At 57.7% G+C, this 23,100-nt stretch carries 20 protein-coding genes and 4 tRNA genes; 3 read left to right on the top strand and 21 right to left on the bottom strand.

The window, feature by feature from the left end:
• Nucleotides 1-41: 41 nt before the first annotated feature.
• The 6 genes from C1H84_RS14405 to leuC form a co-directional block, all read right to left on the bottom strand.
• Nucleotides 42-1,154 carry a D-alanine--D-alanine ligase family protein gene (locus C1H84_RS14405; RefSeq protein ID WP_113607770.1) on the bottom strand — a complete coding sequence of 371 codons (1,113 nt, stop codon included), beginning with the start codon at nt 1,152-1,154 and terminating at the stop codon, nt 42-44.
• Complete coding sequence (locus C1H84_RS14410; RefSeq protein WP_280524262.1) at nt 1,154-2,188, bottom strand: NAD(P)H-dependent glycerol-3-phosphate dehydrogenase; 1,035 nt, start codon at nt 2,186-2,188, stop codon at nt 1,154-1,156. Before C1H84_RS14410 ends, C1H84_RS14405 begins: the two co-directional genes overlap by 1 nt.
• 62 nt (nt 2,189-2,250) lie before the next feature.
• The gene (locus tag C1H84_RS14415) at nt 2,251-3,015 is read right to left on the bottom strand and encodes a lysophospholipid acyltransferase family protein (protein WP_231735962.1); all 765 of its coding nucleotides are present in this window, start codon (nt 3,013-3,015) and stop codon (nt 2,251-2,253) included.
• Nucleotides 3,016-3,028: 13 nt separating this feature from the next.
• Complete coding sequence (gene murA / locus C1H84_RS14420) at nt 3,029-4,348, bottom strand: UDP-N-acetylglucosamine 1-carboxyvinyltransferase (protein ID WP_047118921.1); 1,320 nt, start codon at nt 4,346-4,348, stop codon at nt 3,029-3,031.
• A gap of 300 nt (nt 4,349-4,648) precedes the next feature.
• The gene (gene leuD, locus C1H84_RS14425) at nt 4,649-5,254 is read right to left on the bottom strand and encodes a 3-isopropylmalate dehydratase small subunit (protein WP_047118920.1); all 606 of its coding nucleotides are present in this window, start codon (nt 5,252-5,254) and stop codon (nt 4,649-4,651) included.
• Between the two features lie 14 nt (nt 5,255-5,268).
• Entirely contained in the window at nt 5,269-6,717 is a 1,449-nt protein-coding gene (gene leuC / locus C1H84_RS14430) for a 3-isopropylmalate dehydratase large subunit (protein ID WP_113607771.1), read from the bottom strand.
• A gap of 113 nt (nt 6,718-6,830) precedes the next feature.
• Here leuC and C1H84_RS14435 point away from each other — a divergent pair, with 113 nt between their 5' ends.
• Nucleotides 6,831-7,556 (top strand): IclR family transcriptional regulator, encoded by a 726-nt coding sequence (locus tag C1H84_RS14435; protein ID WP_082124047.1) that lies wholly within the window; start codon nt 6,831-6,833, stop codon nt 7,554-7,556.
• A gap of 19 nt (nt 7,557-7,575) precedes the next feature.
• Here the strand turns inward: C1H84_RS14435 and thiL are convergent, their stop codons facing one another.
• The 14 genes from thiL to C1H84_RS18570 form a co-directional block, all read right to left on the bottom strand.
• Nucleotides 7,576-8,538: a thiamine-phosphate kinase gene (gene thiL, locus C1H84_RS14440; RefSeq protein ID WP_113607772.1), complete on the bottom strand. Its 963-nt coding sequence runs from the start codon at nt 8,536-8,538 to the stop codon at nt 7,576-7,578.
• A 75-nt stretch (nt 8,539-8,613) separates the two neighbouring features.
• Nucleotides 8,614-10,257 (bottom strand): GTPase, encoded by a 1,644-nt coding sequence (locus C1H84_RS14445; protein ID WP_113607773.1) that lies wholly within the window; start codon nt 10,255-10,257, stop codon nt 8,614-8,616.
• Nucleotides 10,254-12,023 carry a dynamin family protein gene (locus C1H84_RS14450; protein ID WP_113607774.1) on the bottom strand — a complete coding sequence of 590 codons (1,770 nt, stop codon included), beginning with the start codon at nt 12,021-12,023 and terminating at the stop codon, nt 10,254-10,256. The genes C1H84_RS14445 and C1H84_RS14450 overlap by 4 nt, the downstream gene beginning before the upstream one ends.
• A 95-nt stretch (nt 12,024-12,118) precedes the next feature.
• A tRNA-Glu gene (locus C1H84_RS14455) sits at nt 12,119-12,194 on the bottom strand.
• Nucleotides 12,195-12,228: 34 nt separating this feature from the next.
• Nucleotides 12,229-12,304: transfer RNA gene (locus C1H84_RS14460), tRNA-Glu, on the bottom strand.
• Between the two features lie 34 nt (nt 12,305-12,338).
• Nucleotides 12,339-12,414, bottom strand: a tRNA-Glu gene (locus C1H84_RS14465).
• A 49-nt stretch (nt 12,415-12,463) separates the two neighbouring features.
• Nucleotides 12,464-12,535, bottom strand: a tRNA-Gln gene (locus C1H84_RS14470).
• Between the two features lie 109 nt (nt 12,536-12,644).
• Nucleotides 12,645-13,409, bottom strand: a complete 765-nt coding sequence (locus C1H84_RS14475) for an HAD family hydrolase (RefSeq protein WP_060617019.1) — start codon at nt 13,407-13,409, stop codon at nt 12,645-12,647.
• A 17-nt stretch (nt 13,410-13,426) separates the two neighbouring features.
• Nucleotides 13,427-14,932, bottom strand: a complete 1,506-nt coding sequence (gltX, locus tag C1H84_RS14480) for a glutamate--tRNA ligase (RefSeq protein ID WP_113607775.1) — start codon at nt 14,930-14,932, stop codon at nt 13,427-13,429.
• Between the two features lie 161 nt (nt 14,933-15,093).
• A complete protein-coding gene (locus C1H84_RS14485; protein WP_113607776.1) occupies nt 15,094-15,858 on the bottom strand; it encodes a fumarylacetoacetate hydrolase family protein in 765 nt (254 codons plus the stop codon).
• 47 nt (nt 15,859-15,905) lie between these two features.
• Nucleotides 15,906-16,973 carry a UDP-glucose 4-epimerase GalE gene (galE, locus tag C1H84_RS14490; protein ID WP_113607777.1) on the bottom strand — a complete coding sequence of 356 codons (1,068 nt, stop codon included), beginning with the start codon at nt 16,971-16,973 and terminating at the stop codon, nt 15,906-15,908.
• A 75-nt stretch (nt 16,974-17,048) separates the two neighbouring features.
• Nucleotides 17,049-18,143 carry a branched-chain amino acid aminotransferase gene (locus C1H84_RS14495; protein ID WP_113607778.1) on the bottom strand — a complete coding sequence of 365 codons (1,095 nt, stop codon included), beginning with the start codon at nt 18,141-18,143 and terminating at the stop codon, nt 17,049-17,051.
• A 114-nt stretch (nt 18,144-18,257) separates the two neighbouring features.
• Complete coding sequence (locus C1H84_RS14500) at nt 18,258-19,316, bottom strand: 3-isopropylmalate dehydrogenase (protein ID WP_113607779.1); 1,059 nt, start codon at nt 19,314-19,316, stop codon at nt 18,258-18,260.
• A 120-nt stretch (nt 19,317-19,436) separates the two neighbouring features.
• Complete coding sequence (locus tag C1H84_RS18570) at nt 19,437-19,661, bottom strand: hypothetical protein (protein ID WP_244910917.1); 225 nt, start codon at nt 19,659-19,661, stop codon at nt 19,437-19,439.
• Between C1H84_RS18570 and C1H84_RS14505 the strand changes: the two genes are divergently transcribed.
• The gene (locus C1H84_RS14505) at nt 19,558-20,739 is read left to right on the top strand and encodes a sensor histidine kinase (RefSeq protein ID WP_425323571.1); all 1,182 of its coding nucleotides are present in this window, start codon (nt 19,558-19,560) and stop codon (nt 20,737-20,739) included. The genes C1H84_RS18570 and C1H84_RS14505 overlap by 104 nt on opposite strands.
• A gap of 6 nt (nt 20,740-20,745) precedes the next feature.
• Nucleotides 20,746-21,438 (top strand): response regulator, encoded by a 693-nt coding sequence (locus C1H84_RS14510; RefSeq protein ID WP_113607781.1) that lies wholly within the window; start codon nt 20,746-20,748, stop codon nt 21,436-21,438.
• A gap of 88 nt (nt 21,439-21,526) precedes the next feature.
• Here the strand turns inward: C1H84_RS14510 and metG are convergent, their stop codons facing one another.
• Entirely contained in the window at nt 21,527-23,077 is a 1,551-nt protein-coding gene (gene metG, locus C1H84_RS14515; RefSeq protein ID WP_181728154.1) for a methionine--tRNA ligase, read from the bottom strand.
• Nucleotides 23,078-23,100: the final 23 nt, after the last annotated feature.

Genomic DNA, 23,100 nt, shown 5'->3' on the forward strand with positions numbered 1-23,100 from the left:
TTCACAGAGGTTAAAGCAAGACGCTTTTCGTCTCAGGCCGCTTAACGCAGACCGATCCTGCGTTCGCTGGCCAGCGCGATCAGCTCGTCAATCAATTCACGATAGTCGATGCCGGTTTTGGCCCACATTTGCGGGTACATGCTGGACGGGGTGAACCCGGGCATCGTGTTGATTTCATTGATAATCCACTCGCCCTCGGGAGTGTAGAAGAAATCAACTCGGGAGAGGCCTTCGGCGTCAATGGCGTCAAATGCCTTGACCGCAAGTTCCCGGATCTGCGCCGTGGCTTCGTCGCTGAGTTGGGCGGGGCAGCTTAGGTTCGCTGCGGCACCGTCAACGTATTTCGCCTCAAAATCGTAAAACGTGTGTCCGTTGTCGGCAACCGAAATCTCTCCCGGCAGCGACGCGCGTGACGGAGTTGAGCCGCGGCCTTCCAGGACGCCGCATTCGATCTCTCGGCCGATAATTCCCTGCTCCACGATGACCTTGGGGTCTTCGCGGCGCGCAACCTCGATGGCGTCCCTCAGCTCCGAAGGGACATCGACCTTGGTGATTCCGACCGACGAACCGGCACGGGCTGGCTTGACGAACAACGGGTACTCCAGGCGCTCACAACGCTGGAGTGCCGAGTCGCTGTCTCGCAGCCATTGTTTGTTGGTAATGACTTCGTACGGGCCGACTTTGAATCCGGCGCTTTCGAAAACTACCTTCATGAAATGCTTGTCCATGCCCATGGCGCTTGCGGCAATACCGGAACCAACATATGAGACTCCGGCCATTTCAAGCATGCCCTGGATCGAACCGTCTTCGCCGAACGGGCCGTGCAGCAACGGGAAGACGACGTCGATTTCACCTAGCTCGGAAACAACCGATTTCGACAGGGACATCAACGACGTCTTGTTCGGGTCGGTTGAGAGCTGCACCGGATTGTCGACATCAGAGATCTCCGGCAAGGAACCGGTGTTGAGAGCCCAATCCTGGGGGTCTTCGGTCAGGAGCGTCCATTCGCCCTGGCGCGTGATGCCCACCGGCACAACGTCGAATCGTTCCCTGTCAATTGCGTGCATCACGCCGGCGGCGGTGACACACGATACCGAATGCTCGGAGGAGCGGCCACCGAACAGGAGCAGAACCTGTGGTTTGCGTTCAGTCATTACTGCAATTCTCCTTCAGACTTCAATTCGCGAGCCAGCAGGCGCTCCGCCATGTTTTCAACGCTTAGCATGCCTTCAAGCACCATGACGACAGCCTCGGTAATAGGCATGTCAACATCGTGTGTTCGTGAAAGATCGAATACTGCTCGCGCTGATTTAATGCCCTCGGCAGTCTGCGACATACGGTCATTAACCTCGTCGAGGAAGAGGCCCTGCCCCAGAAGACGTCCAGCAGTATTGTTGCGCGACAACGAGGACGAGCACGTAGCCACCAGATCACCCAAGCCGGAAAGGCCGGCCAGCGTGTCCAGACGTCCTCCCAATGCCAAGACCAGTCGAGTCGTTTCCGCCAGACCGCGGGTGATGACTGTGGACTTGGTGTTGTCCCCCATGCCCATGCCATCGCACATGCCCACGGCCAACGCGATGATGTTCTTCACGATGCCTCCGAGCTCCACACCCAGCACGTCATCGTTGGTGTAGGGGCGGAAGTACGGAGCCGAGCACAGCTGGGCGATCCAATTGGCCGTCTGTTCGTCGGTGCAGGCTACGACGGATGCCGTAGGTTGCTCGCGAGCGATCTCCATGGCCAAGTTCGGACCTGACAAGACCGCAATGCGGTTCTCCGGCAATTCGGCGACTTCTGCGATCACCTGGCTCATACGTAAATCCGTGCCGCGTTCCAGCCCCTTCATTAGCGACAGAACTACTGCGTCCGGCTCGATGAGGTCCTTGAACCCGTCCAGTTCTGCCCGCAACGACTGGGAAGGTATCGCCAGCACCACTAGGTCCGCCCCGCAGAGGACTACCTGGCGGTCGGAGGATGCGGAAATGTTCTGCGGAAGCTTTGTGTCGCGCAGATAGCGGGAGTTGGTGTGGCGTTCGTTGATCTCATGCGCAGCATCGTCCCGGCGAGCCCAGATTTGAACCGAAATGCCCTGCTCGGCCACGGCGTCTGCCATCACCTTTGCGAAAGTGGTTCCCCAGCTTCCGGCGCCCATGACGGCGATCTTGCGTGGTAAAGGCTTGGTCACGATTCTTCTTTCGACGTTGCTGATGTGTATTTACTTGTCTGTGTATTTACTTGTCTGTGTATTTACTTGTCCGGGTTCTCAAAGCTGCGACCGGTCCGGGCCTGCCCATGCTCGCTGGGATCCCACGGCTTTTCCGGCGGAGTTTCGCCTCGAATTTCCGCCTGAAGCTCGGTAATCGACGCCATGATGCGTTCGGTAGCTTCTTCAAGGACTTTGCGAGTACGCGGCCCGTTGCGCAAATCGTCGAGGTCTACCGGCTGGCCAACCGATACCGTCACGTGCTTGCGGGGAAACAGGTACATCTTCTTGGAGTAACGCGGCAGCAACTCTTGGTCTCCCCAGTGGGCCATGGGGATAACTGGGGCACCGGTCTGCAGGGCCAGACGGGCGGCACCTGTTCGCCCCACCATAGGCCACAGGTTGGGATCACGGGTCAGGGTGCCTTCGGGGTAGATCACCACGACGCCCCCGGCGTCCAGGACCTTTTTCGAGGCCTTCAACGAGTCGCCGGCCCCGGCAGCACTTCGCGCTACTGGAATCTGGCCGGTTTCACGAAGGATCCATCCGAGCACTGGCGGCTTGAACAGCGATTCCTTGGCCATCCAGCGAGGCAGGCGGCCATGGCTGTATACGGCATGCCCGACAACCAGCGGGTCAATCTCAGTCAAATGATTCGGGCACAGGATATAACCGCCCTGTGGAAGGTTTTCAAAGCCCTTCCAGGTCTTGCCCATCAGGGAGTTCATCAGCGGGCGGACGATATTACCCAGAACATTGAAAATACGCTTGGTACGCGGGCTTTCGCCGGGAGCCTGGATTTTAACCACGGACCGGTATCCTCTATTCGCTCAGTTCAACATTGGCGCCAAGTGCAGTGAGCTTGTCCATGAAGTGCTCGTAGCCTCGGTTGATCAGCTCAATACCGGTGACCTTGCTGGTTCCCTCGGCGGCCAAGGCCGCAATCAGGTGGGAGAAACCTCCGCGAAGGTCCGGAACGTCGATTTCCGCACCAACCAGCTTGGCAGGTCCGACTACCACTGCCGAGTGCTTGAAATTGCGGTGGCCGAAGCGGCACGGGGTGGAACCCAGGCAGTCGGTGTGCACCTGGACGGTAGCGCCCATATGCACCAGTGCATCGGTGAATCCGAAGCGGTTTTCGTACACGGTCTCGTGGATGACCGAAACGCCGCTGGCCTGCGTCAGTGCGACCACCAGTGGCTGCTGCCAGTCGGTCATGAAGCCGGGGTGGACATCCGTTTCGAGGATCAACGGGTTCAGGTCGCCACCGGGGTGGTAGAAGCGGATGCCGTTGGCCTTGACCTCGAACTCGCCGCCGATCTGGCGGTAGACGTGAAGGAAAGCTGTCAGGTCCCGTTGCTGGGCGTCCTGGACGAAGATATCGCCCTTGGTCACCAGCGCTGCGGAAGCCCACGAGGCTGCCTCGTTGCGGTCAGGCAGCGCGGTGTGCTCGTAGCCATTGAGCTTGTCGACGCCCTGGATGCGGATCACGCGGTCGCGGTGCACGGAAATGATGGCGCCCATTTTCTGCAACAACGAGATCAGATCCAAGATTTCCGGCTCAATGGCGGCATTGCTGACCTCGGTGACACCCTTGGCGCGAACGGCAGAAAGCAGCACCTGCTCGGTGGTGCCGACGCTCGGGTACTTCAGGTGGAGCTTCGCACCCTTGAGGCCCAGCGGTGCAGAGATCCGGATCCCATCGGTGGCCTTGTCCACGACCGCGCCGAATTCACGCAGTACTTCGAGATGGAAATCAATGGGACGGTCGCCGATACGGCATCCGCCGAGGTCCGGGATGAATGCTTCGCCCAGCGAGTGGATCAGCGGGCCGCAGAAAAGAATCGGGATGCGCGAATCGCCGGCGTGGGCATCGATTGCCTGGTTCGAGGCCGACTTGGCCTGGCTCGGGTCCATGGTGAGGTCGCCGGTTTCCGGATCCTGCTCGACCTTGACCCCGTGGATCTCCAGCAGGCTGCGAACGACGGTAACATCCTTGATCTCTGGCACATTGCGGAGCACCGAAGGCGTATCGCCAAGCAGCGCCGCCACCATGGCCTTGGGAACCAGGTTCTTAGCTCCGCCGACTCGTACGGTGCCCACTAGTGGCACACCGCCATGGATCGTCAGGATCTTACCCATGTATGAAATACCTCATCGCGTAGTCGTTATTGCCTGCTCCAGCCTGCGGGCCGTGAACTAGCAGGACTAAGTAAGCATACCGCCTAAGACAGCATGAAATGGGACCGATAGTCGCGTGGCGTGGGTATTGTGAGGATGCTTTCAGCCTTTGAATTCAAGGAATACACCGGAGGAACATGCAAACATGAAACGGCCCGTTCGCATTCAGCACAATACATTGAACTGAATGCGAACTGGCCGTCCGGGGAACCATGGCAGAGCGTCAAGATCAGCTTGATGCCCCAGCCAAGATGCTGCCGTTTAGTCGGCGAATCGTGCTGGAAGCGTCTTCGGCTTATGCGAAGGACGTGCAGCCTCGAATTCGGTGATGTCCTCTTCATGCTGGAGGGTCAGGCCGATGTCATCCAGGCCTTCCATCAAACGCCACCTCGTGTAGTCGTCAATCTGGAATGGCGCGGAAATCGATCCGCACTGGACCGTGCGGGATTCCAGATCAACCGTGACCTGGGTGCCCGGGTTGTTCTCCAGTTCCTTCCAGATCAATTCGATGTCGCTCTGGGCTACCTCGGCAGCTACCAGCCCCTGCTTCCCGGAGTTGCCGCGGAAGATATCCGCGAAACGAGCCGAAATGACTGCCTTGAACCCGTAGTCCTTCAGCGCCCAGACTGCGTGCTCGCGAGACGAACCGGTGCCGAAGTCGGGGCCGGCCACAAGAACCGAGCCTTCGTTGAATGGCTCCTGATTCAGGATGAAGTTCTCGTCGCGGCGCCAACCGGCGAACAAGGCATCCTCGAATCCGGTGCGGGTGATGCGCTTGAGATAGACGGCAGGGATGATCTGGTCAGTGTCGACGTTGCTCTGACGCAGTGGTACACCGATTCCGGTGTGGCTAACAATCTTTTCCATGACGGTGATCCTTCCTAGACCGCTACCGGAGTGTTGACGAGGTCGCTCGGCGAGGACAGCGTGCCGCGGATTGCCGTTGCGGCGGCTACCAGCGGGGAGACAAGGTGGGTGCGTCCGCCCTTGCCCTGGCGTCCTTCGAAGTTTCGATTCGAGGTCGAGGCGCAGCGCTCGCCTTCTGTGAGCTGGTCGGGGTTCATGCCCAGGCACATGGAGCATCCGGCAAAACGCCATTCGGCGCCGAAGTCCTTGAAGATCTGGTCCAAGCCCTCGGCTTCAGCCTCCAAGCGGACGCGGGCCGAGCCAGGGACAACAATCATGCGGACGTTGGGGTCCTTTTCCTTGCCCTTGATCACCGCGGCGGCCGCCCTCAGATCCTCCATGCGGGAGTTGGTGCAAGAGCCCAGGAAGACGGTATCAACACGGATTTCCTTCATGGGAGTTCCGCCGGTCAGACCCATGTACTCCAATGCGCGTTCGCAGGCCTTGCGGTCGTTTTCGTCCTCGAAGTCTTCCGGAGTTGGCACCGAGGCTGAGAGCGACACACCTTGGCCCGGGTTGGTTCCCCAGGTGACAAAAGGTTCCAGTTCATCCGCGTCCAGGAAGACCTCTGCATCAAACTGGGCCCCCTCGTCCGAATGCAGCTGCTTCCACTCCGCAACGGCGGCGTCCCAGTCTTCGCCCCGCGGGGCGTGGGGACGTCCATTGACGTAATCAAACGTGGTCTGGTCCGGAGCGATCATGCCGGCCCGGGCGCCTGCCTCGATGGACATGTTGCAGATGGTCATGCGCGCGTCCATGGACAAGGCACGGATGGCGGAGCCTCGGTATTCGAGGACGTAGCCCTGACCGCCTCCGGTGCCGATCTTGGCGATGACCGCAAGGATAATGTCCTTGGCAGTGACGCCCGGCTTCAAGGTGCCTTCGACGTTGATCGCCATGGTCTTGAACGGCTTCAGGCTCAGGGACTGGGTTGCCATCACGTGCTCGACCTCGGAGGTACCGATGCCGAAGGCCAATGCGCCAAACGCGCCATGGGTCGACGTGTGGGAGTCGCCGCAGACCACCGTCATACCCGGCTGGGTCAGTCCCAGCTGCGGACCAACGACGTGGACGATACCTTGTTCCTTGTCGCCAAGGGAGTGCAGGCGCACGCCGAACTCCTTGCAGTTTTCCCGCAGGGTGTTGATCTGGGTCCGGCTCGTCAGGTCGGCGATGGGCTTGTCGATGTCAAGCGTGGGCGTGTTGTGATCTTCCGTGGCAATGGTCTGATCAGGCCGGCGAAGCTGGCGGCCGGCCAGACGCAGTCCTTCGAATGCCTGCGGAGAGGTCACCTCGTGCAGCAAGTGCAGATCGATGTAAATAAGATCCGGCTGGCGGGCTTCGCCTTCACCGGTTCCACGGCGCACAACATGCGCATTCCAGACCTTCTCGGCCAGTGTCTGTGGCGACTGCGTGGCAGACATGCGACACACTCCTCAAGCTACGTTCATTTGATATCTCAACTTTGACACTTCACAGAAGAACATTTCCAGTATGCGGACTTGAATCTCAAATGCTGAGACGGGAGAATCGAGATATGACAACAGGTAGCGGCGTAGGCGTACTCGATAAGGCAGCCGCCATTCTCAATGCATTGGAGAATGGCCCAACCACGCTCTCACAACTGGTGGAGCTGACCCAGATTTCCAGGCCAACCGTCCATCGAATTGCGCAGTCGCTGGCCCATCATGGACTCGTCGGAAGGGACCTGCACGGGCGTTTCGAACTGGGTAGCCGCTTGGTCGAACTTGCCAGCGCCGCCGGTGAAGACCGCTTGGTCAGCGCCGCTGGACCCATCCTCCTCAAGCTCCGGGACCAAACTGGTGAGAGCACGCAGGTCTTCCGCAAGCAGGGAGACTTCCGTGTTTGCATCGCCAGTGCGGAACGCCCGGTGGGTCTGCGCGATACCATCCCCGTGGGCACCCAGCTCTCCATGAAAGCTGGATCCGCTGCGCAGGTGCTTTTGGCTTGGGAGGACAATGAGCGAATGATCGATGGCCTGCATCATGCACGGTTCACGCCAACAATTCTTGCCGGCGTGCGCCGGCGCGGGTGGGCGCAGTCGCTGGGCGAACGCGAACCCGGGGTTGCTTCGGTATCAGCGCCAATCCGGGGCCAGTCCGGTCGTGTCATTGCCGCGTTGTCGATGTCCGGTCCTATTGAACGTCTGACCCGCCAGCCGGGAAAGATCTACCATGAAGCCGTAGTTGCCGCAGCGAACGAGCTGTCCGAATTGCTCCGGGTTCAGGCTGAACGCCCCTGAACCGAGAGCTGGTCTCGATTCAGCGCTTCATGGCCTCGGAAAAATGGTCGAATCCGCGGGCTCCGTTGACGATCTGCCCATCGATTTTCACCAGGGTACGGCGGCCGGTCTGCGCACTGACGTCGCCGATGACGGTGAATTCTTCAGGAATCGAGGCACCTTTCGGGAACACCGCGAGCAGTCCGAAGTCTTCTCCGCCTTCAAGGACCCACAGCATCGGATCCGCACCCAACAGCACTGCCGCAGGCTCCAAGCGAGCAGCGAAGTGCTTCAGCGAGTCGACGTTCAGGTTAAGGTTGACGCCGCTGGCCTTGGCCAGACGCGAAGCATCCCGGATCAGTCCATCGGAGATGTCCATCATGGCGCTCGCGCCGGCTTCGGCCGCCCGGGGACCCGATTCCAACGGCGGGGTTGGTTTGCACTGGGAATCCACGATCCTGCGGACCGAACGGTTCCACGTCTGCCATTGCGTGCTGCCATCGAGTACCGCCAGTCCAGCGCCGGCCGATCCCAGACGTCCCGCGATGGCTATGCGGTCCCCCGGTGTGGCGCCGCTCCTGAGCACCTTGCCGTGCTCGCACTCTCCGATGACGGTAGTAGTCACTGATATTTCGGCAGCCTTGCCCAGATCTCCGCCAATCACCGCGAGACGGCCCGCACCGAGCCCTTGAACTGCAGCGGAGATGCCCCTGGAGAATTCCTTTACCCATTCAATGCTGGTGCTTTCAGGCAGGGACAGGGAGATGACGGCGCCTGTCGGGACGCCTCCCATGGCATTGATGTCTGAAACATTTTGGGCGATCGACTTCCACCCGATGTCGAAGGCCTTGTGTTCGAAACCGCTGTCCCAGTACAACCGGAAGTCCTGATTCTCGACAAGAGTGTCGACGGACACCACAACTTCCGAACCGGAAACGGCTAGGGCTCCGGCGTCGTCGCCTGGGCCCAGGGGTGCCTGTTTGGAGTCCAGGAGAGGCAGCATGGCGTCAAGGATTCCCTGCTCCCCTAGGTCGCCGACGGTCGGGAGCTTGCTAGCTTGGTGATTCGTCACTGAGTATTAATCGGCTTTCTTCGCGGCCTGGTTGATGAGATCCGCATAGCTGTTGAACTGGTCCAGGTGTGCAGCGACAGGATCCACGATGTGCTGGCGGACAACGCCCGCAACGGAGCGCTCAAGGTTCCGGTGAACATGCTTTCTCTTCATCTTAGCGACCATTCGATTGACAAATGAACCGGCGATGCCGAGGACAATACCGAGCAGTAACCCGACCAGGAGCATCAGGGTGGGAATGGGAAAACCTTCGACCATCGGAGGCTCCGGAACAGCGAACTGAAGATACCCCGCCACGGCAAGGGCACCGAGCCACAGGGCGCCGCCCAAGGCAACAATAATCGACGCCCATTGCAGAACCTTCGTCAACGGCCACCACCAGGATTTCTTGTCAATCGCTAGGTCTGTGGTGGCTATGGCCACGTCAATATCCTGGTCCAACTCGTCAAGGTGATCCGTGGTACTTGCCCTGAGCTCTTCCGACCAACCCACCGGCATCCCGTCCGTAGCCTTGGACAGGTAGGTGTTGACCGACTGCTTGATAGTGGCAGATTGCGCCACGGACAGCGGGGGCCGCGAGGTCAGGGCCAGTTCCGGATGCTCGTGGTTTCGCCCGAGGTTCATCCTCTTCAATGGGTCGTTTTTGAAGCGGATCACCCAGCTCGTCAACGGCCAGCCGGTGTGCGAGGAAGCGCGAAGCAGGTAGGAGCGCTCAGCCGCGTCCGCGATTAGGTCCACCCCGTGGGCAGCGGCGATTCCCTGTTCCAGCTCGTCTTGGTCGAGCTTCCCAGGCAGGTTGACCTGTTCCACGCCGAGTTCGGCAACGAGTCGATGTATGACCTGGTCGACATCGGCCTTGAGCCGTCGAATCGACAGGGCCTTGTTTTCCGCGAGTTTGGCGATCCGCGTTCTTAATGCATCGATGCCTTCGCCGGTTCGCGATGAAGCCGGAAGGATTTCCAGTCCCCGGAATCCGTCCTGGGCAAGAAGTCCCGTCAAGGATTTCTGGATTGCCGCTCGATCGGAAGCCGCGATGAGGTCTATCTGGTTCAGTACCACCAGCAAGTTCCCCTCATGGGATCCCAAACCATCAAGATAGCCTTGATGGATGGAGGCATCAGCGTACTTCTGCGGATCCAGCACCCACACCATGACGTCCACCTGCCCGGACAGTCTTTCCACAATTTCATGGTGCTCCAGTGCCGTTGAGTCCATGTCCGGAAGATCCAGGAGGATCAGGCCTCCGCTCGGGGTCGTTCCGCGCGGCGCTGTGGTGGCTCCGAACATCGAGTCGACGACGTGCCGATCATCAACTTCCAGCCAATCAAGCAGTTCTCCGGAACCTTCCGGGTTCCAGATCGCCGCGATGGTTTTCGTTGTAGTCGGACGAATGACTCCGGTCCGGGCGAGCTGTGCTCCCGCCAATTCGTTGAAGAGACTTGATTTGCCGGAACCCGTAGCTCCGAAGAGCCCGATGACCACATGGTCGGAGGACAGTTGGCGACGGGCTTCGGCGCGCGACATAACCAGTGCTGCGAAATCAACAGTTTGCGGGTCGAGGTACGATTCTCCAAGCTTCATCGCCTCGGAAAGCGAATCGATCTGACCCGACAGACTGGCTTGAGCCCTGAGTACCTTGCGCTCGCTCATACGTGGTGGCCTTTCTGGCCCTGAGCGTGAATAAACTCAGCCAGGCCTTCCAATTCTTCGGGTTGCTGGCAGGACCTGATGACGTTTCGGTAAACGTCTGCGTTGGCATTGATCAACTCGCGTGCGCGTTCTTCGAGCATGCCGCTGGCCCTTGCCGCCATCCGCCGCACGGCGTCCTCACCAAAAATGGCTTCCAGCAGTTTTTGGCCGACTACAGCAGATCCCCCGGCGATACCGAGCTCCAGTCCGGTTAGCCCCGCCGTCGATGCGAAAACGACAACCATGAGGATGACTGCAATGCCATTCACTCCGAATGCCGCCATGCGGGCAGTCTTTCGCTTCCCCGCACCCTCTTCACGAATCATGGTGAGAATGTCATTCTGCCATTCGCGCACGCTGCGGCTTGCCAACTCGCTGAGATCCGCGGGCAGTCTGGGTGTCGGCAGTGCGCGGCTGAGTTCCTGCCCAATGGGGGTGGTACGCCAGACCCGGTCGAGGTTGTCGGCGGCCTCGGTAATTTCTGCGACGAATATTGCGTGCAGGCCCGTTTCAATCGCCTGTTCAACCCTGTTGCTTGCCAGCGGTCGCCCGGAGAAAAATGAACCAATACGGTCGCGGATGCGGCCTACGCTTCCTTCAATTCCACGCAGCAGTTCTCCTGCACCGACGAAATCCTGCCATCTAGCCAAGATCTCTCCGCGGAGCAGGGTTCCATCCTTCAGCGCCGATTTCACCACGTCCATGGCTTGGTCGAAACGCTGGTCTACGCCGAGGAGCAGTTCCTGCAGTTGCGCTTCCTGGTCCTTGAGTTCCGCGTAGAGCTCGTTCACGTCCGCAACGGACCGCCTAAGTGCACCGTCAAGGGTTTGTAAGGCGATGCGTTTGCGTTCCTGGGCATCTCCGGCCAGCGAGTCAAGCCAGTTCGAAATTGGTTGCGTCAGCGCTTGGGGCAATAATTTTTGCTGGTCAAGCTCCATTTCTTGAATCACGTGAACGGCCGAAGATCCCAGTCCCCTATCTCTGAGCAGTCGTTCTAAATCAGGAAGAATTTCGGTTTGCGCACCCGCGGGCACACGATTGAGCACGATGCTGACAGTGATGTTCCGGGCCCCAGCTTCCGTGAGCAGGTCCCAAGGCAACGCATCCGCATACCGGTTGGCAGTCGTGACGAATATCCAAAGGTCCGCTGCATTCAAAAGCTGCGCTGCCAGAGCACGATTTTCGTCCGAAATGGAATCGATGTCCGGCGCGTCAATAATGGCAATCCCGGAGGGGACTTTCGCGTGTGGAGCGAGTTGCACTGCCTGCGCTTTTGCGTTGGCGTCATCCGGTTGATTCCCGGAATACGACAACCTTCTCAGCGCGGGGAGGATTCGTCGATCTTCAAACCACGACGCATCGGACGGGTTGTACGCGAGCACCGGAACGCGGGTTGTCGGGCGGACGGCACCCGAGGCGCTGATGGTCTCGCCAAGCAGCGAATTCACCAGAGTGGATTTCCCTGCACCGGTGGAACCGCCCACGACAATGAGCAGTGGTGCGTGGAGGTTTTCCAGCCGAGGCACTAGGTAGTCGGCGATCTGGTGAATCGTCTTGGTTCTGAGTATTTCGCTGGGCAGCGTCGGATTGGATGCGGAAAGTAGAAAGGTGAGCCCATCTAGTACGGAGCTCAACGATGCAAGCTGCCTGATGGTGGATAGCGCATAGCCTGAACCCTCAGGGGTAGCTGCGCTGCCCGCCGAGCGGGATTCCGAATTTGCCTCCATGTGACCATCTTGCCCTATGAAAGGACGTTATTTGAAACATATCGGGCAGATTTGGGTGGATATACAACAAGCCACAGATTTACCTGTGGCTTGTGTGGTGACCCCAACGGGATTCGAACCCGTGTTGCCGCCGTGAGAGGGCGGAGTACTAGGCCGCTATACGATGGGGCCGTATATTCCCTTGCGGGAGACCTGAGAATAAGCTTGGTGACCCCAACGGGATTCGAACCCGTGTTGCCGCCGTGAGAGGGCGGAGTACTAGGCCGCTATACGATGGGGCCGTATATTCCCTTGCGGGAGACCTGAGAATAAGCTTGGTGACCCCAACGGGATTCGAACCCGTGTTGCCGCCGTGAGAGGGCGGAGTACTAGGCCGCTATACGATGGGGCCGTATGCCAAGAATTTCTCCTTAGCTCATCAAATGTTTTTTGATGAAGCGCTGGGATACCAGGACTCGAACCTAGAATGACGGAACCAGAAACCGTTGTGTTGCCAATTACACCATATCCCAATGTGACTTGGGCTTTCAGACTGAATTGATAATTCAATTCCCACTGATCGCTTCAGCACGAGATATAACTATACCGACGTTCCGGGATCAATACAAATCGACGATTCCCCTAGGAATCGGCGACAAAACTGTCGAAGCCTGCACCGATTAACTCCGCCAAGCCCCAGAGATCACGGATTCGAAGTCCGAGGAAATCCTCATGAAAAGCCTCGCGGTCCAGCAGTACTGCTGGGAGTCCCGCATTGCGTGCTCCTTCGTAGTCATTGACCGGGTTGTCCCCCACGTAAAGCGTCTGCTGCGGATGGATACCAAGCTGCTGGCAGCCTGCCAGAAACGGTGCAGGCGCAGGTTTCGGCGCGCCGGCCGTATCGGATCCAACAACCACAGCGAATCCTTCAAGACCAGCGATTTCCAACTTGGCCCGCTGGTACGACTCAAGGTTATTGCTAACGGCACCGAAGGGAATGCCCATGGCTCGGAGCTGATCCAAATGGGGCACGACATCTTCAAACGGGCGCCAATAGCTACGCACCGTCTTCTCATAGGTCTCGGCCCACGCTTGGTATAGCTCCCCTGCCGGCGCTTCGGCATTCACGAGCCCCAGGGAGAATCGCAAGCGAATTTCCCTTTGCTCCAGGAAAGTCAGTTCACCTGCCATGTAGCGTTCGTAGGCTCCGGCCTTGTCATCGGCAAAAGCTGCGGCAACGACGCTTGCTTCCGAAGCATCTACGTGTCTGAGCTCTTCGGTTGTAAGCTCCAGGAAAGCTGCAATAGCGGCTGCTCGAAGGTCTACCAGAGTGTCATCAATGTCAAAAAGTACGCCCTGGATGGATCTGTTGGCAGATCCAGCCAAGGCGTTAGGTACTTCGTTCACGAAATTAGCGTTTCCTGTTACCGCGAGGCGCCGAAGGTACGCATACGGTTCAAGCTCGACTCCCGGCCGAGGATCTCCATGGATTCGAACAATGGAGGTGAGACGCGCTTGCCGGAAACGGCAACTCGCGCAGGACCGAATGCCTGGCGTGGCTTCAGCTCCATCTCATCAACCAGCTTGGTCCGCAGTGCATTCTGGATCTCTTCTGCGTTCCAGTTCTTCACGCCTTCCAAAGCTTCAATCGTGGCACTGACAACGTCGCCGAGGTTTGCCGGCATACCCTTGAGCGCCTTTTCCTCGACGACAATCTCGTCATCATTCTTGAAGAGGAATTCGAGCATGTCTGCCGCTTCGCCCAGAAGAGTGATGCGCTCCTGTACCAGAGGTGCGGCCTGGTCGAGGATCTCGTTTTCACGGTTGGTCAGCTCTTCACCTACGAGGCCGGCAGCCTGAAGGTAGGGAACCAAGCGATTGCGGAAGTCCTCTGGTTCCAGCATGCGAACGTGGGTGCCGTTGATGGCTTCGGCCTTCTTCACGTCGAAACGTGCAGGATTCGACAGCACGTCGGTCACGTCAAAAGCCTTGACGAGTTCTTCGCTGCTGAAAATGTCCTGATCCGCGCTCAACGACCAGCCAAGCAGTGCCAGGTAGTTCAACAAGCCCTCGGGAATAAAGCCATTCTCGCGGTGAAGGAACAGGCTCGATTCAGGATCGCGCTTGGAAAGCTTCTTGTTGCCCTGCCCCATCACGTACGGCAGGTGCCCGAATCGTGGCATGTACTTGGCAACGCCTACATCGTGCAGCAACGCGTAGAGGACAACCTGACGCGGCGTGGAGGACAGCAGATCCTCGCCACGCAGCACGTGAGTCACTCCCATCAGCGCGTCATCCACCGGATTAACCAGCGTATACAGTGGCTGGCCATTGGCGCGAACCACTACGTAGTCTGGCACGCTCCCCTGCTTGAAAGTGATCTCGCCGCGGACCAGGTCGGTGAAGGTAACATCCTCGTCCGGCATGCGTACGCGAAGTACCGGTTCGCGGCCTTCGGCCTTGAACGCAGCGATCTGCTCTGCCGTCAGTTCACGGTCGAAGTTGTCGTAACCCAGCTTTGGGTCTCGGCCGGCGGCCTTGTGACGCGCTTCGACTTCTTCCGGAGTCGAGTAGGACTCGTAGAGGTGGCCGGCCTCGCGAAGCTTGGCAATGACATCCTGGTAGATGTCGCCACGCTGCGACTGGCGGTACGGCTCATGCGGACCACCCACGTTGACGCCTTCATCCCAATCGATGCCCAGCCAGTCCAGTGCATCCAGAACCTGGTTGAAGCTTTCCTCGGAATCGCGCTTCGCGTCGGTATCCTCGATACGGAAAATCATCTTGCCACCGGTGTGGCGGGCATAGGCCCAGTTGAACAGGGCCGTACGAATCATGCCTACGTGTGGAGTGCCGGTAGGCGATGGGCAGAAACGGACGCGAACGGGAGTATCTTCGGTCACGGGTGGAATCAGCGAAAGATCAGTCATGATGGTTCTATTCTAAGCCTTCGGGCCAGCTTGCCGAATTCCATACGCGAGGGCTCCCAGTCACATTCGTGACCGGGAGCCAGTGCGGTACCACCAAAATGATGATGGCAAGATGGTGGCTTTTCCAGTTTCAAGGAAAAACCACATTTACTCAAATCACATTATCGACGGAAAACCGACCTCAGTGTTCCAAGTCCCTCAAGTTCGATCTCAACGATGTCGCCGGCGTTGACAAGCCCCACGCCTGCAGGGGTGCCCGTCATGATCACATCGCCGGGAAGCAGGGTGAATGCTTCGGAAGCACGTGCAACAAGTTCGGAAACAGGCCAGATCATGTCCCGTGTAGAGCCGTCCTGGCGGACTTCACCATTCAGACGTGTAGTGATCGCTACGTCGTCCGGATCTTCCAATTCGGTTTCGATCCATGGCCCGAGCGGGCACGAGCCGTCGAATCCCTTGGCCCGGGCCCACTGCGGGTCGGTGCGCTGGGCGTCCCTGGCAGTGAGGTCGTTGGCGATCGTGTATCCGAAGATGACGTCGCCGGCCTTTTCTGCTGGCACATCCTTGCAGATGCGTCCGATGACGACCGCAAGTTCACCTTCGAAAGAAACCTCCTGCGAAAATGCAGGAAGGGTTACAGGCTCGCCGTGTCCAACGACTGAAGTATTCGGCTTCAGGAACATCAGTGGTTCCGGCGGCACCTCGTTGCCGAGCTCCTTGGCGTGTTCGCTATAGGTGCGACCGAATCCGACGACTTTGGATCGTGGAATAATTGGCGCTACCAACCGAACGTCGTCCAGTTGGTGCACAGCGCCCGTGGTCTTAATTCCTTGGAAGAACGGATCCCCCGCGAGTGCATGAATATTTTCTCCGTCGACGACACCGTAAAGAGGGTCGCCATCAACTACAAATCGAGCAATGCGCATTTCTAAACCCTAACTTGCTCTGTCCCTGCCTTGCACACAGCGACAGATTACTTTCCGTTGATGAATGCGTTCAGTTCTTCTTCGGTCATTTCGCGGAACTCTAGGTTCGGGAATCCTGTCGGATTGTGGCTTTGCCAACGCCACATGTCACCCACCATCTGTTCTAGCCCACGCTCAGCCTTCCACCCTAGATCAAGACGGGCCTTCTCCGCATCGGCGTAATTTTCGGCGACATCACCAGCGCGGCGTTCCACGATCTCGTAGGGCACCGGCCGCTTCGAAATTCGTGCGAACGCTTCGATGACTTCCAGCACGCTCGAACCGGCGCCCGTACCCAAGTTCCAGACATGCGCGCCCTTGGACTGCTGCAGGTAGTTCAGTGCCGAGAGGTGCCCGGCGGCCAGATCCAATACGTGGATGTAGTCCCGGACGCCGGTTCCATCAGCAGTGGGATAATCGCCGCCGAAGACGTTGACCTTTTCACGAACTCCTACGGCAACCTGAGCTACGAATGGCATGAGATTATTGGGGATGCCCTGTGGATCTTCGCCGATCTCTCCGGATTCGTGCGCGCCCACAGGATTGAAATACCGCAAATTTGCGATGGCCCAACGTGGGTCCGAGGTCGCCAATTCCTCGAGCATTTCTTCGATGTGGAGCTTCGTGCGCCCGTACGGATTAGTAGCGCTTCGAGGCGTTGACTCGACTAGCGGCAAAGCGGTCGACTCGCCATAGACGGTCGCAGATGAGCTGAAAACAAGTGTCCGACATGCAACTGATTCCATTGCATCCAAAAGATTCAGAGTGCCAGTGACGTTGTTGCGGTAGTAGCGAAGGGGCTGGGATACAGACTCCCCTACGGCCTTCAACCCAGCAAAATGGATCACGGCGTCTGGCCGTAGGGCTTCGAAAATGGAGTCCACTGCAGAAGCATCAAGCAAATCAATGTTGTGAAGCTCTGGTGCCCGCCCAGCTAGTTGGGTAACTCGTCGAATCGACTCCGGTGATGAATTACTGAAGTTGTCGATAATGGAAACGCGGTATCCTTCCTGCAAAAGCAGAAGGACGGTATGCGAGCCGATATATCCAGCTCCACCGGTAACCAAAACGTGCATGCCGAAGTCCTCACTTAAAGCGAATTAGCTGTGCAATAAACATTGCACAGCCAATTCTACGTTTATCTACCGCTATTAGACCAAACGCTCCAGCCATCCATGCCGGTCTTCAACCGTTCCACGCTGGATGCCAAGCAGTTCTTCGCGGATCGACATGGTGACTTCGCCAGCCTTGGCGTCTTCGTCACCGATGAGCTCGGTGCCGTTCTTCAGAACACCGATCGGGGTGATCACAGCAGCGGTACCGCAGGCGAAGACTTCAGTGATCTCGCCACTGGCAACGCCTTCACGCCATTCATCAAGAGTGATTCGGCGTTCCTCGACTTCTATTCCCCGGTCCTTGGCAAGCTGGATTACGGACGAGCGGGTAACGCCTTCGAGGATGGTTCCGGTCAGTGCAGGGGTGACCAGCTTGTTGTCCTTGGTAACGAAGAACACGTTCATTCCGCCAAGTTCTTCTACCGCATTGTCATTGAACGGGTCAAGGAACAGGACCTGCTTGCAGCCATTGTCTTCAGCTTCAAGCTGGGCAACGAGTGATGCCGCGTAGTTTCCACCGCACTTGGCGGAACCGGTTCCGCCTCGGCCTGCACGCGCATAGTTATGGGATACCCAGATGGCGACGGGCTTCAACTCTCCACCGAAGTAGTTGCCTGCCGGCGATGCGATGACCCGGTAGGAAACTTCGCGTGCTGCGCGAACTCCCAGGAATGCCTCGGTGGCAATCATGAACGGGCGAAGGTAGAGCGCCTCGCCATCACCTGTAGGTACCCAGTCGATGTCGGATGCCACGAGCTTTCGCAGTGACTCGACAAATACTTCTTCGTCAAGCTGCGGCAGGGCGAGACGTGCCGCCGACTTGTTCAGTCGCGCAGCGTTTGCATGGGGACGGAACGTCCAAACGGATCCGTCCTCATGACGGTAGGCCTTCAGACCTTCAAAGATTTCCTGGCCGTAATGAAGCACGGAGGCCGCTGGATCCATCGCGATGGGGCCGTACGGTTCGATGCGAGCGTCATGCCAGGTACCGCCATGGCCTTCACCGTTGGCCGACCAGTCAATGACTGCGGTGTGGTCGGTGAAGAAGTCCCCGAAGCCCGGGTCGGCAAGAACCTTGGCGCGGTCCTCGGCGCTCTTGCGGTTCGTTGAGAGATTTTCGGTGAATTCCATCTAACCTTGGACTTCCTAATTCATATACGAGCAACGGGTGTCCCACAAAGTTGCGGAACACCCGTTTGTGGATTAGCTACCGGATACATCCGTACCGGGAACTTCCCTTTTAGCTTATGCCAGCAGGGCTACAATTGCATCGCCAATTTCGCTGGTGGTGCGGCGATCGGTCAATTCCTGACGTGAAGTGATCTCTTTTTCAACTGCCTGCTCGACAGCCTTCGATTCTTCAGACAGCCCCAAATGATCAAGCATCAAGGCAACGGACAGAATCGCTGCAGTCGGGTCGGCCTTCTGCTGGCCGGCAATGTCTGGAGCGGAGCCATGTACCGGCTCGAACATCGACGGGTAGGTTCGCGACATATTGATGTTGCCGCTGGCCGACAAGCCGATGCCACCAGTGATTGCTCCGGCTTGGTCTGTCAAAATATCGCCGAAAAGGTTATCCGTGACGATGACGTCGAAGCGGGCAGGGTCGGTGGTCAGGAAGATGGTCGCGGCATCAACATGCAGGTAGTCGTGCGTTACCTCCGGGAACTCCTTCGCCACAGCTTCGACAGTCCGCCGCCATAGGTGACCGGCATGAACCAACACATTGTGCTTGTGAACCAAGGTCACGTGCTTGCGCTCCCGGCGCGAAGCTCGCGCAAACGCATCACGAACGACACGCTCCACGCCAAACGCGGTATTCACGGATACTTCAGTGGCGATCTCGTGCGGAGTGCCCGTACGGACAGACCCGCCGTTGCCCACATACGGGCCTTCGGTACCTTCGCGCACCACTATGAAATCGATGTTCCCCGGGTTGGCCAGAGGGCTTTCAATGCCAGGGTAAAGCTTCGACGGACGCAAGTTCACGTAGTGATCCAGCGAAAAGCGCAGCTTCAGCAGCATTTCACGCTCAATGAGCCCGGAAGGAATACGAGTATCGCCAGGAGCGGCACCTACCGCGCCGAACAAGATGGCGTCGTGCTTCTTGAGATTCTCCAGCGTCTCCTCGGGTAGGGTTTCACCGGTTTCGAGCCAATGCTCGGCACCCAGCTTGTAGTTGGTCAGATTGACCTCGTTCTCGCCGCCGTTGGTGACGAAGTTCAAGACCTTGACGGCCTCTGCGACGACTTCTGGTCCAATGCCATCCCCAGGAATGACTGCAATTTCAAAAACTTTTCCCATGGGTCCAAGCTTACCGAACAGAGTCCAACATATGAGAGCTCATCTCAAATTATGAGAAACCGTGAAATCTTAACTCTAAAATCTCAAACTCCAGGATGAGGTTCCCCTATGCACTGAGCACTAAAATAAGATGATGCGTGCTATTTCCCTCAGATCAGAGGTCACGCGCATTCGGCACTTTTCTCGAACTTCAGAGGCATAGTTGATCTTTTCAAACCCGCATCGCCGGATTGATCGGTGGATTCGCGAGAATTCCGGCAAAGTTGATTTTGCAACGGGATTGGCTTTCACACTGCTATGTCTTCTGCTGACGGCGACCATCGGCTTCAGCAGTTCCTTGCTCATGACTCTTTCGCTCGTAGCCATCTCCTTGATGCAAACAGCGCCCCTCATGATGCGCCGCGCCAGACCATGGCTCGCGACGCTGATTATCACGTTCGGACATCTACTTCAGCTAGCCTTCGGCGGACTGGTGCTACCGTCCCAGCTGTCGGTTCCGATCATGGTCTACACGATGGCTGTCTATGGAAAGCGCTGGCAATCATTTACCACTCTGGGGTTCGGACTGCTGGGAGCACTACTCGCGACCTTGAGTATGTTCAACAGCGGTAGCTCGCCGACCGGTGGATTCACGTTCATCAGTTTCGACACAATGATCTCGTTCGTTGGCCTGGCCCTTGTGGTCACCGTGTCCTGGACCTTCGGCGACCTTGCCCGCAACCGGCGACTGACCATGAAAGCATTGCAGGACCACGCGGATCGACTCGAAAAAGAGCGAATCATCGAACGCGACCTGGCTGCCGCCGATGAACGAAATCACATAGCACGTGAAATGCATGACATCGTCGCGCATTCCTTATCCGTAATCATCACGCAGGCGGACGGCGCCCGCTACGCCGCCGTCAACGATCCGGAAATAGCGATCACCACCTTGAAAACCGTCTCCGATACTGGACGTGCGTCTCTCCGTGAAATGCGCCGCCTGCTGGGTGTCTTGCGCAAGGACGAAGAGGTTGAGAACCGCCCCTTGCCGGCCTTGGCCAATATTCCGGATCTTATCCAGAACGCTGAAACTGCCGGGCTGAAAGTTCAATTCAGTTACGCCGGCTCACCACGAAAAGAACTGCCAGCTGGCGCTGAACTAACCGCCTATCGAAGCGTTCAAGAAGCCCTCACCAACGTTGTTAAGCATGCCGGGCCGAACACGGCCGCCTCGGTACAACTAAATTGGACGTCTCGGGGATTGGAACTCGTTATTGAAGACAACGGCCGCGGTGCCGGTTCCTTGACTTTCGAGGGGCAAGGCTACGGTTTGCAAGGTATGAGCGAGCGCGTTGCCCTATACGATGGAACCTGCAAGGCCTCTCCGCGAACCGGCGGAGGATTCATAGTTTCTGTATTCATTCCCTACTCGGAGGACTAACACTCGATGACATCAGGCACCACAATCAAGGTAGCCCTTGTTGATGATCAGTTGCTGGTACGCAGTGGATTCCGAATGTTAATCAATTCCCAGCCGGATATGGAAGTCATCGCCGAAGCAGGCAACGGACGTGAAGCACTCGCAACACCCTCCTTGCAGCAAGCGGATGTCATTTTGATGGACGTGCGGATGCCGGAAATGGATGGGATACAGACCACCGAGCGCCTGCTGGACCCAGCGAAGAAAGCTGCGGATGGGCCCAAGGTAATCGTCTTGACGACTTTCGACATGGACGAGTATGCACTGAGTGCCATCCAAGCCGGCGCCAGTGGTTTTCTCCTCAAGGATGCTCCTCCGGAGGAGCTACTCGAATCGGTGCGCACGGTCAACCGCGGAGACGCGGTCATCGCGCCCTCAACGACACGGCGTTTGCTGAACCATATGGCGCCCATCTTGAAACGATCTGTGGCGCAGGCTGATAACTCCCTAATGACAGCGGTGGAGTCGCTCACCCCACGGGAACGTGAAGTCTTCGGACTCATCGCAGAGGGACAATCCAACCCTGAAATTGCCGAAAGGCTTTTTCTGTCGGAAGCAACCGTTAAGACGCATGTGGGCCATATCTTGGCAAAACTTGGCGCACGGGATCGAGTCCAGGCAGTAGTCATCGCCTACCAAACCGGGGTGGCCAGCCCATAAAACGGAAACAAGTGAAAAGCGGCTGCGGAACTATTCCTATCGATTGATAGTAATGGTGCCGCAGCCGCTTTAGCTCAATGAACGAAGCTTACTTCTCTTCCTCATAGCGAGGAAACACCGGGGCCGGGGCCGGTAGTTCGGTTCCGGGAACCAATGCAGTTCCGTAGTTTTCAAAATTTCGGGCTGAACCTTCGCCTACCGCGAGCACATTGAGCAGGGAAGTCATGGCTTGGGGAAGCACCGGCTGGAGCAGGATGGCGACTTGGCGGACAATCTCGATTGTTACGTAGAGTACGGTTTCCATACGTGCTGGATCAGTCTTCTTGAGCTTCCAAGGTTCCTGCTCCGCGAAGTACGCGTTGGTATCTCCCAGAACATGCCATATGGCCTCAAGAGCTCGACTGAATTCCTGGCGGTCGTAGGCCTCCCGGTTGATTTCCAGCAGCTTCGCGGCGGCCTCAAGAATCTCGTTGTCAGCTGCCAGCAATTCTCCGGGAGTTGGCACTAATCCCCCGCAGTTCTTGGCTACCATCGACAGCGAACGCTGGGCAAGATTACCGAAGTTGTTCGCCAAGTCACCATTGATGCGAGCCACGATGGTTTCGTGGTTGTAGTTTCCATCGGCGCCAAAAGGTACTTCGCGCAAGAAGAAGTACCGAACCTGATCTAGACCATATCGGGTAACAAAATCCTCAGGGGAAACGGTGTTGCCCAACGATTTGGACATCTTAACACCGTTGTTATGCAAGAAGCCGTGGATCATGACTCGCTTGGGAACCGGCAGCTTCGCGGACATCAGGAACGCCGGCCAGTAAATGGCGTGGAATCGCGAGATGTCCTTGCCGATCACATGGACGTCCGCTGGCCAGTACTTCTGGAAGGAGGCCGACTCGACATCTGGAAAGCCGACGCCGGTCAAGTAGTTCGTCAAGGCATCCACCCACACGTACATAACGTGCTTGTCGTTGCCCGGCACCGGGATTCCCCAGTCGAAAGTGGTGCGCGAAATGGAAAGGTCGGTCAGGCCGCCTTCAACAAAACGAACAACCTCATTGAACCGAGAACGAGGTGCACCAAAGTCAGGATTCTCCTCGTAGTGGGCCAAAAGCTTGTCCTGGTACTTGGAGAGTCTGAAGAAATACGATTCCTCCTCAGTCCAGGTAACTTCAGTGTCGGTTTCCGTAGCGTAGCGAATTCCGGCGTCTCGCACGTCCGTCTGCTCTTCGGTGTAGAACGCCTCATCGCGAACCGAATACCAACCGGCATACTTGTCCAGGTAGATGTCGCCATTCGCTTCCATCCGGCGCCACAATTCCTGTGCAGCAGCATGATGATCGGCGTCGGAGGTGCGGATAAAACGGTCATAACTCGTTCCGAGCTCATCGTTCATCGCTTGGAAAGCATCCGAGTTTCGCTGCGCAAGCTGGGCAGGGGTGATCCCCTCCTTTTCCGCGGTCTGCATCATCTTCTGGCCATGCTCATCGGTGCCAGTCATGAAGAAGACATCGAAGCCGTCCAACCGCTTGAAGCGCGCTAAGGTATCGGTTGCCACCACTTCGTAGGCATGTCCGATGTGTGGAGTGCCGTTCGGGTAAGAGATTGCAGTTGTAGCGTAAAAGGGTTTCTGCTGAGAAGTCACGATCTAAATTTACCTTAGTCCCG

The organism is Glutamicibacter soli, assembly GCF_003309065.1.
GTDB classification, from domain to species: domain Bacteria; phylum Actinomycetota; class Actinomycetes; order Actinomycetales; family Micrococcaceae; genus Glutamicibacter; species Glutamicibacter soli.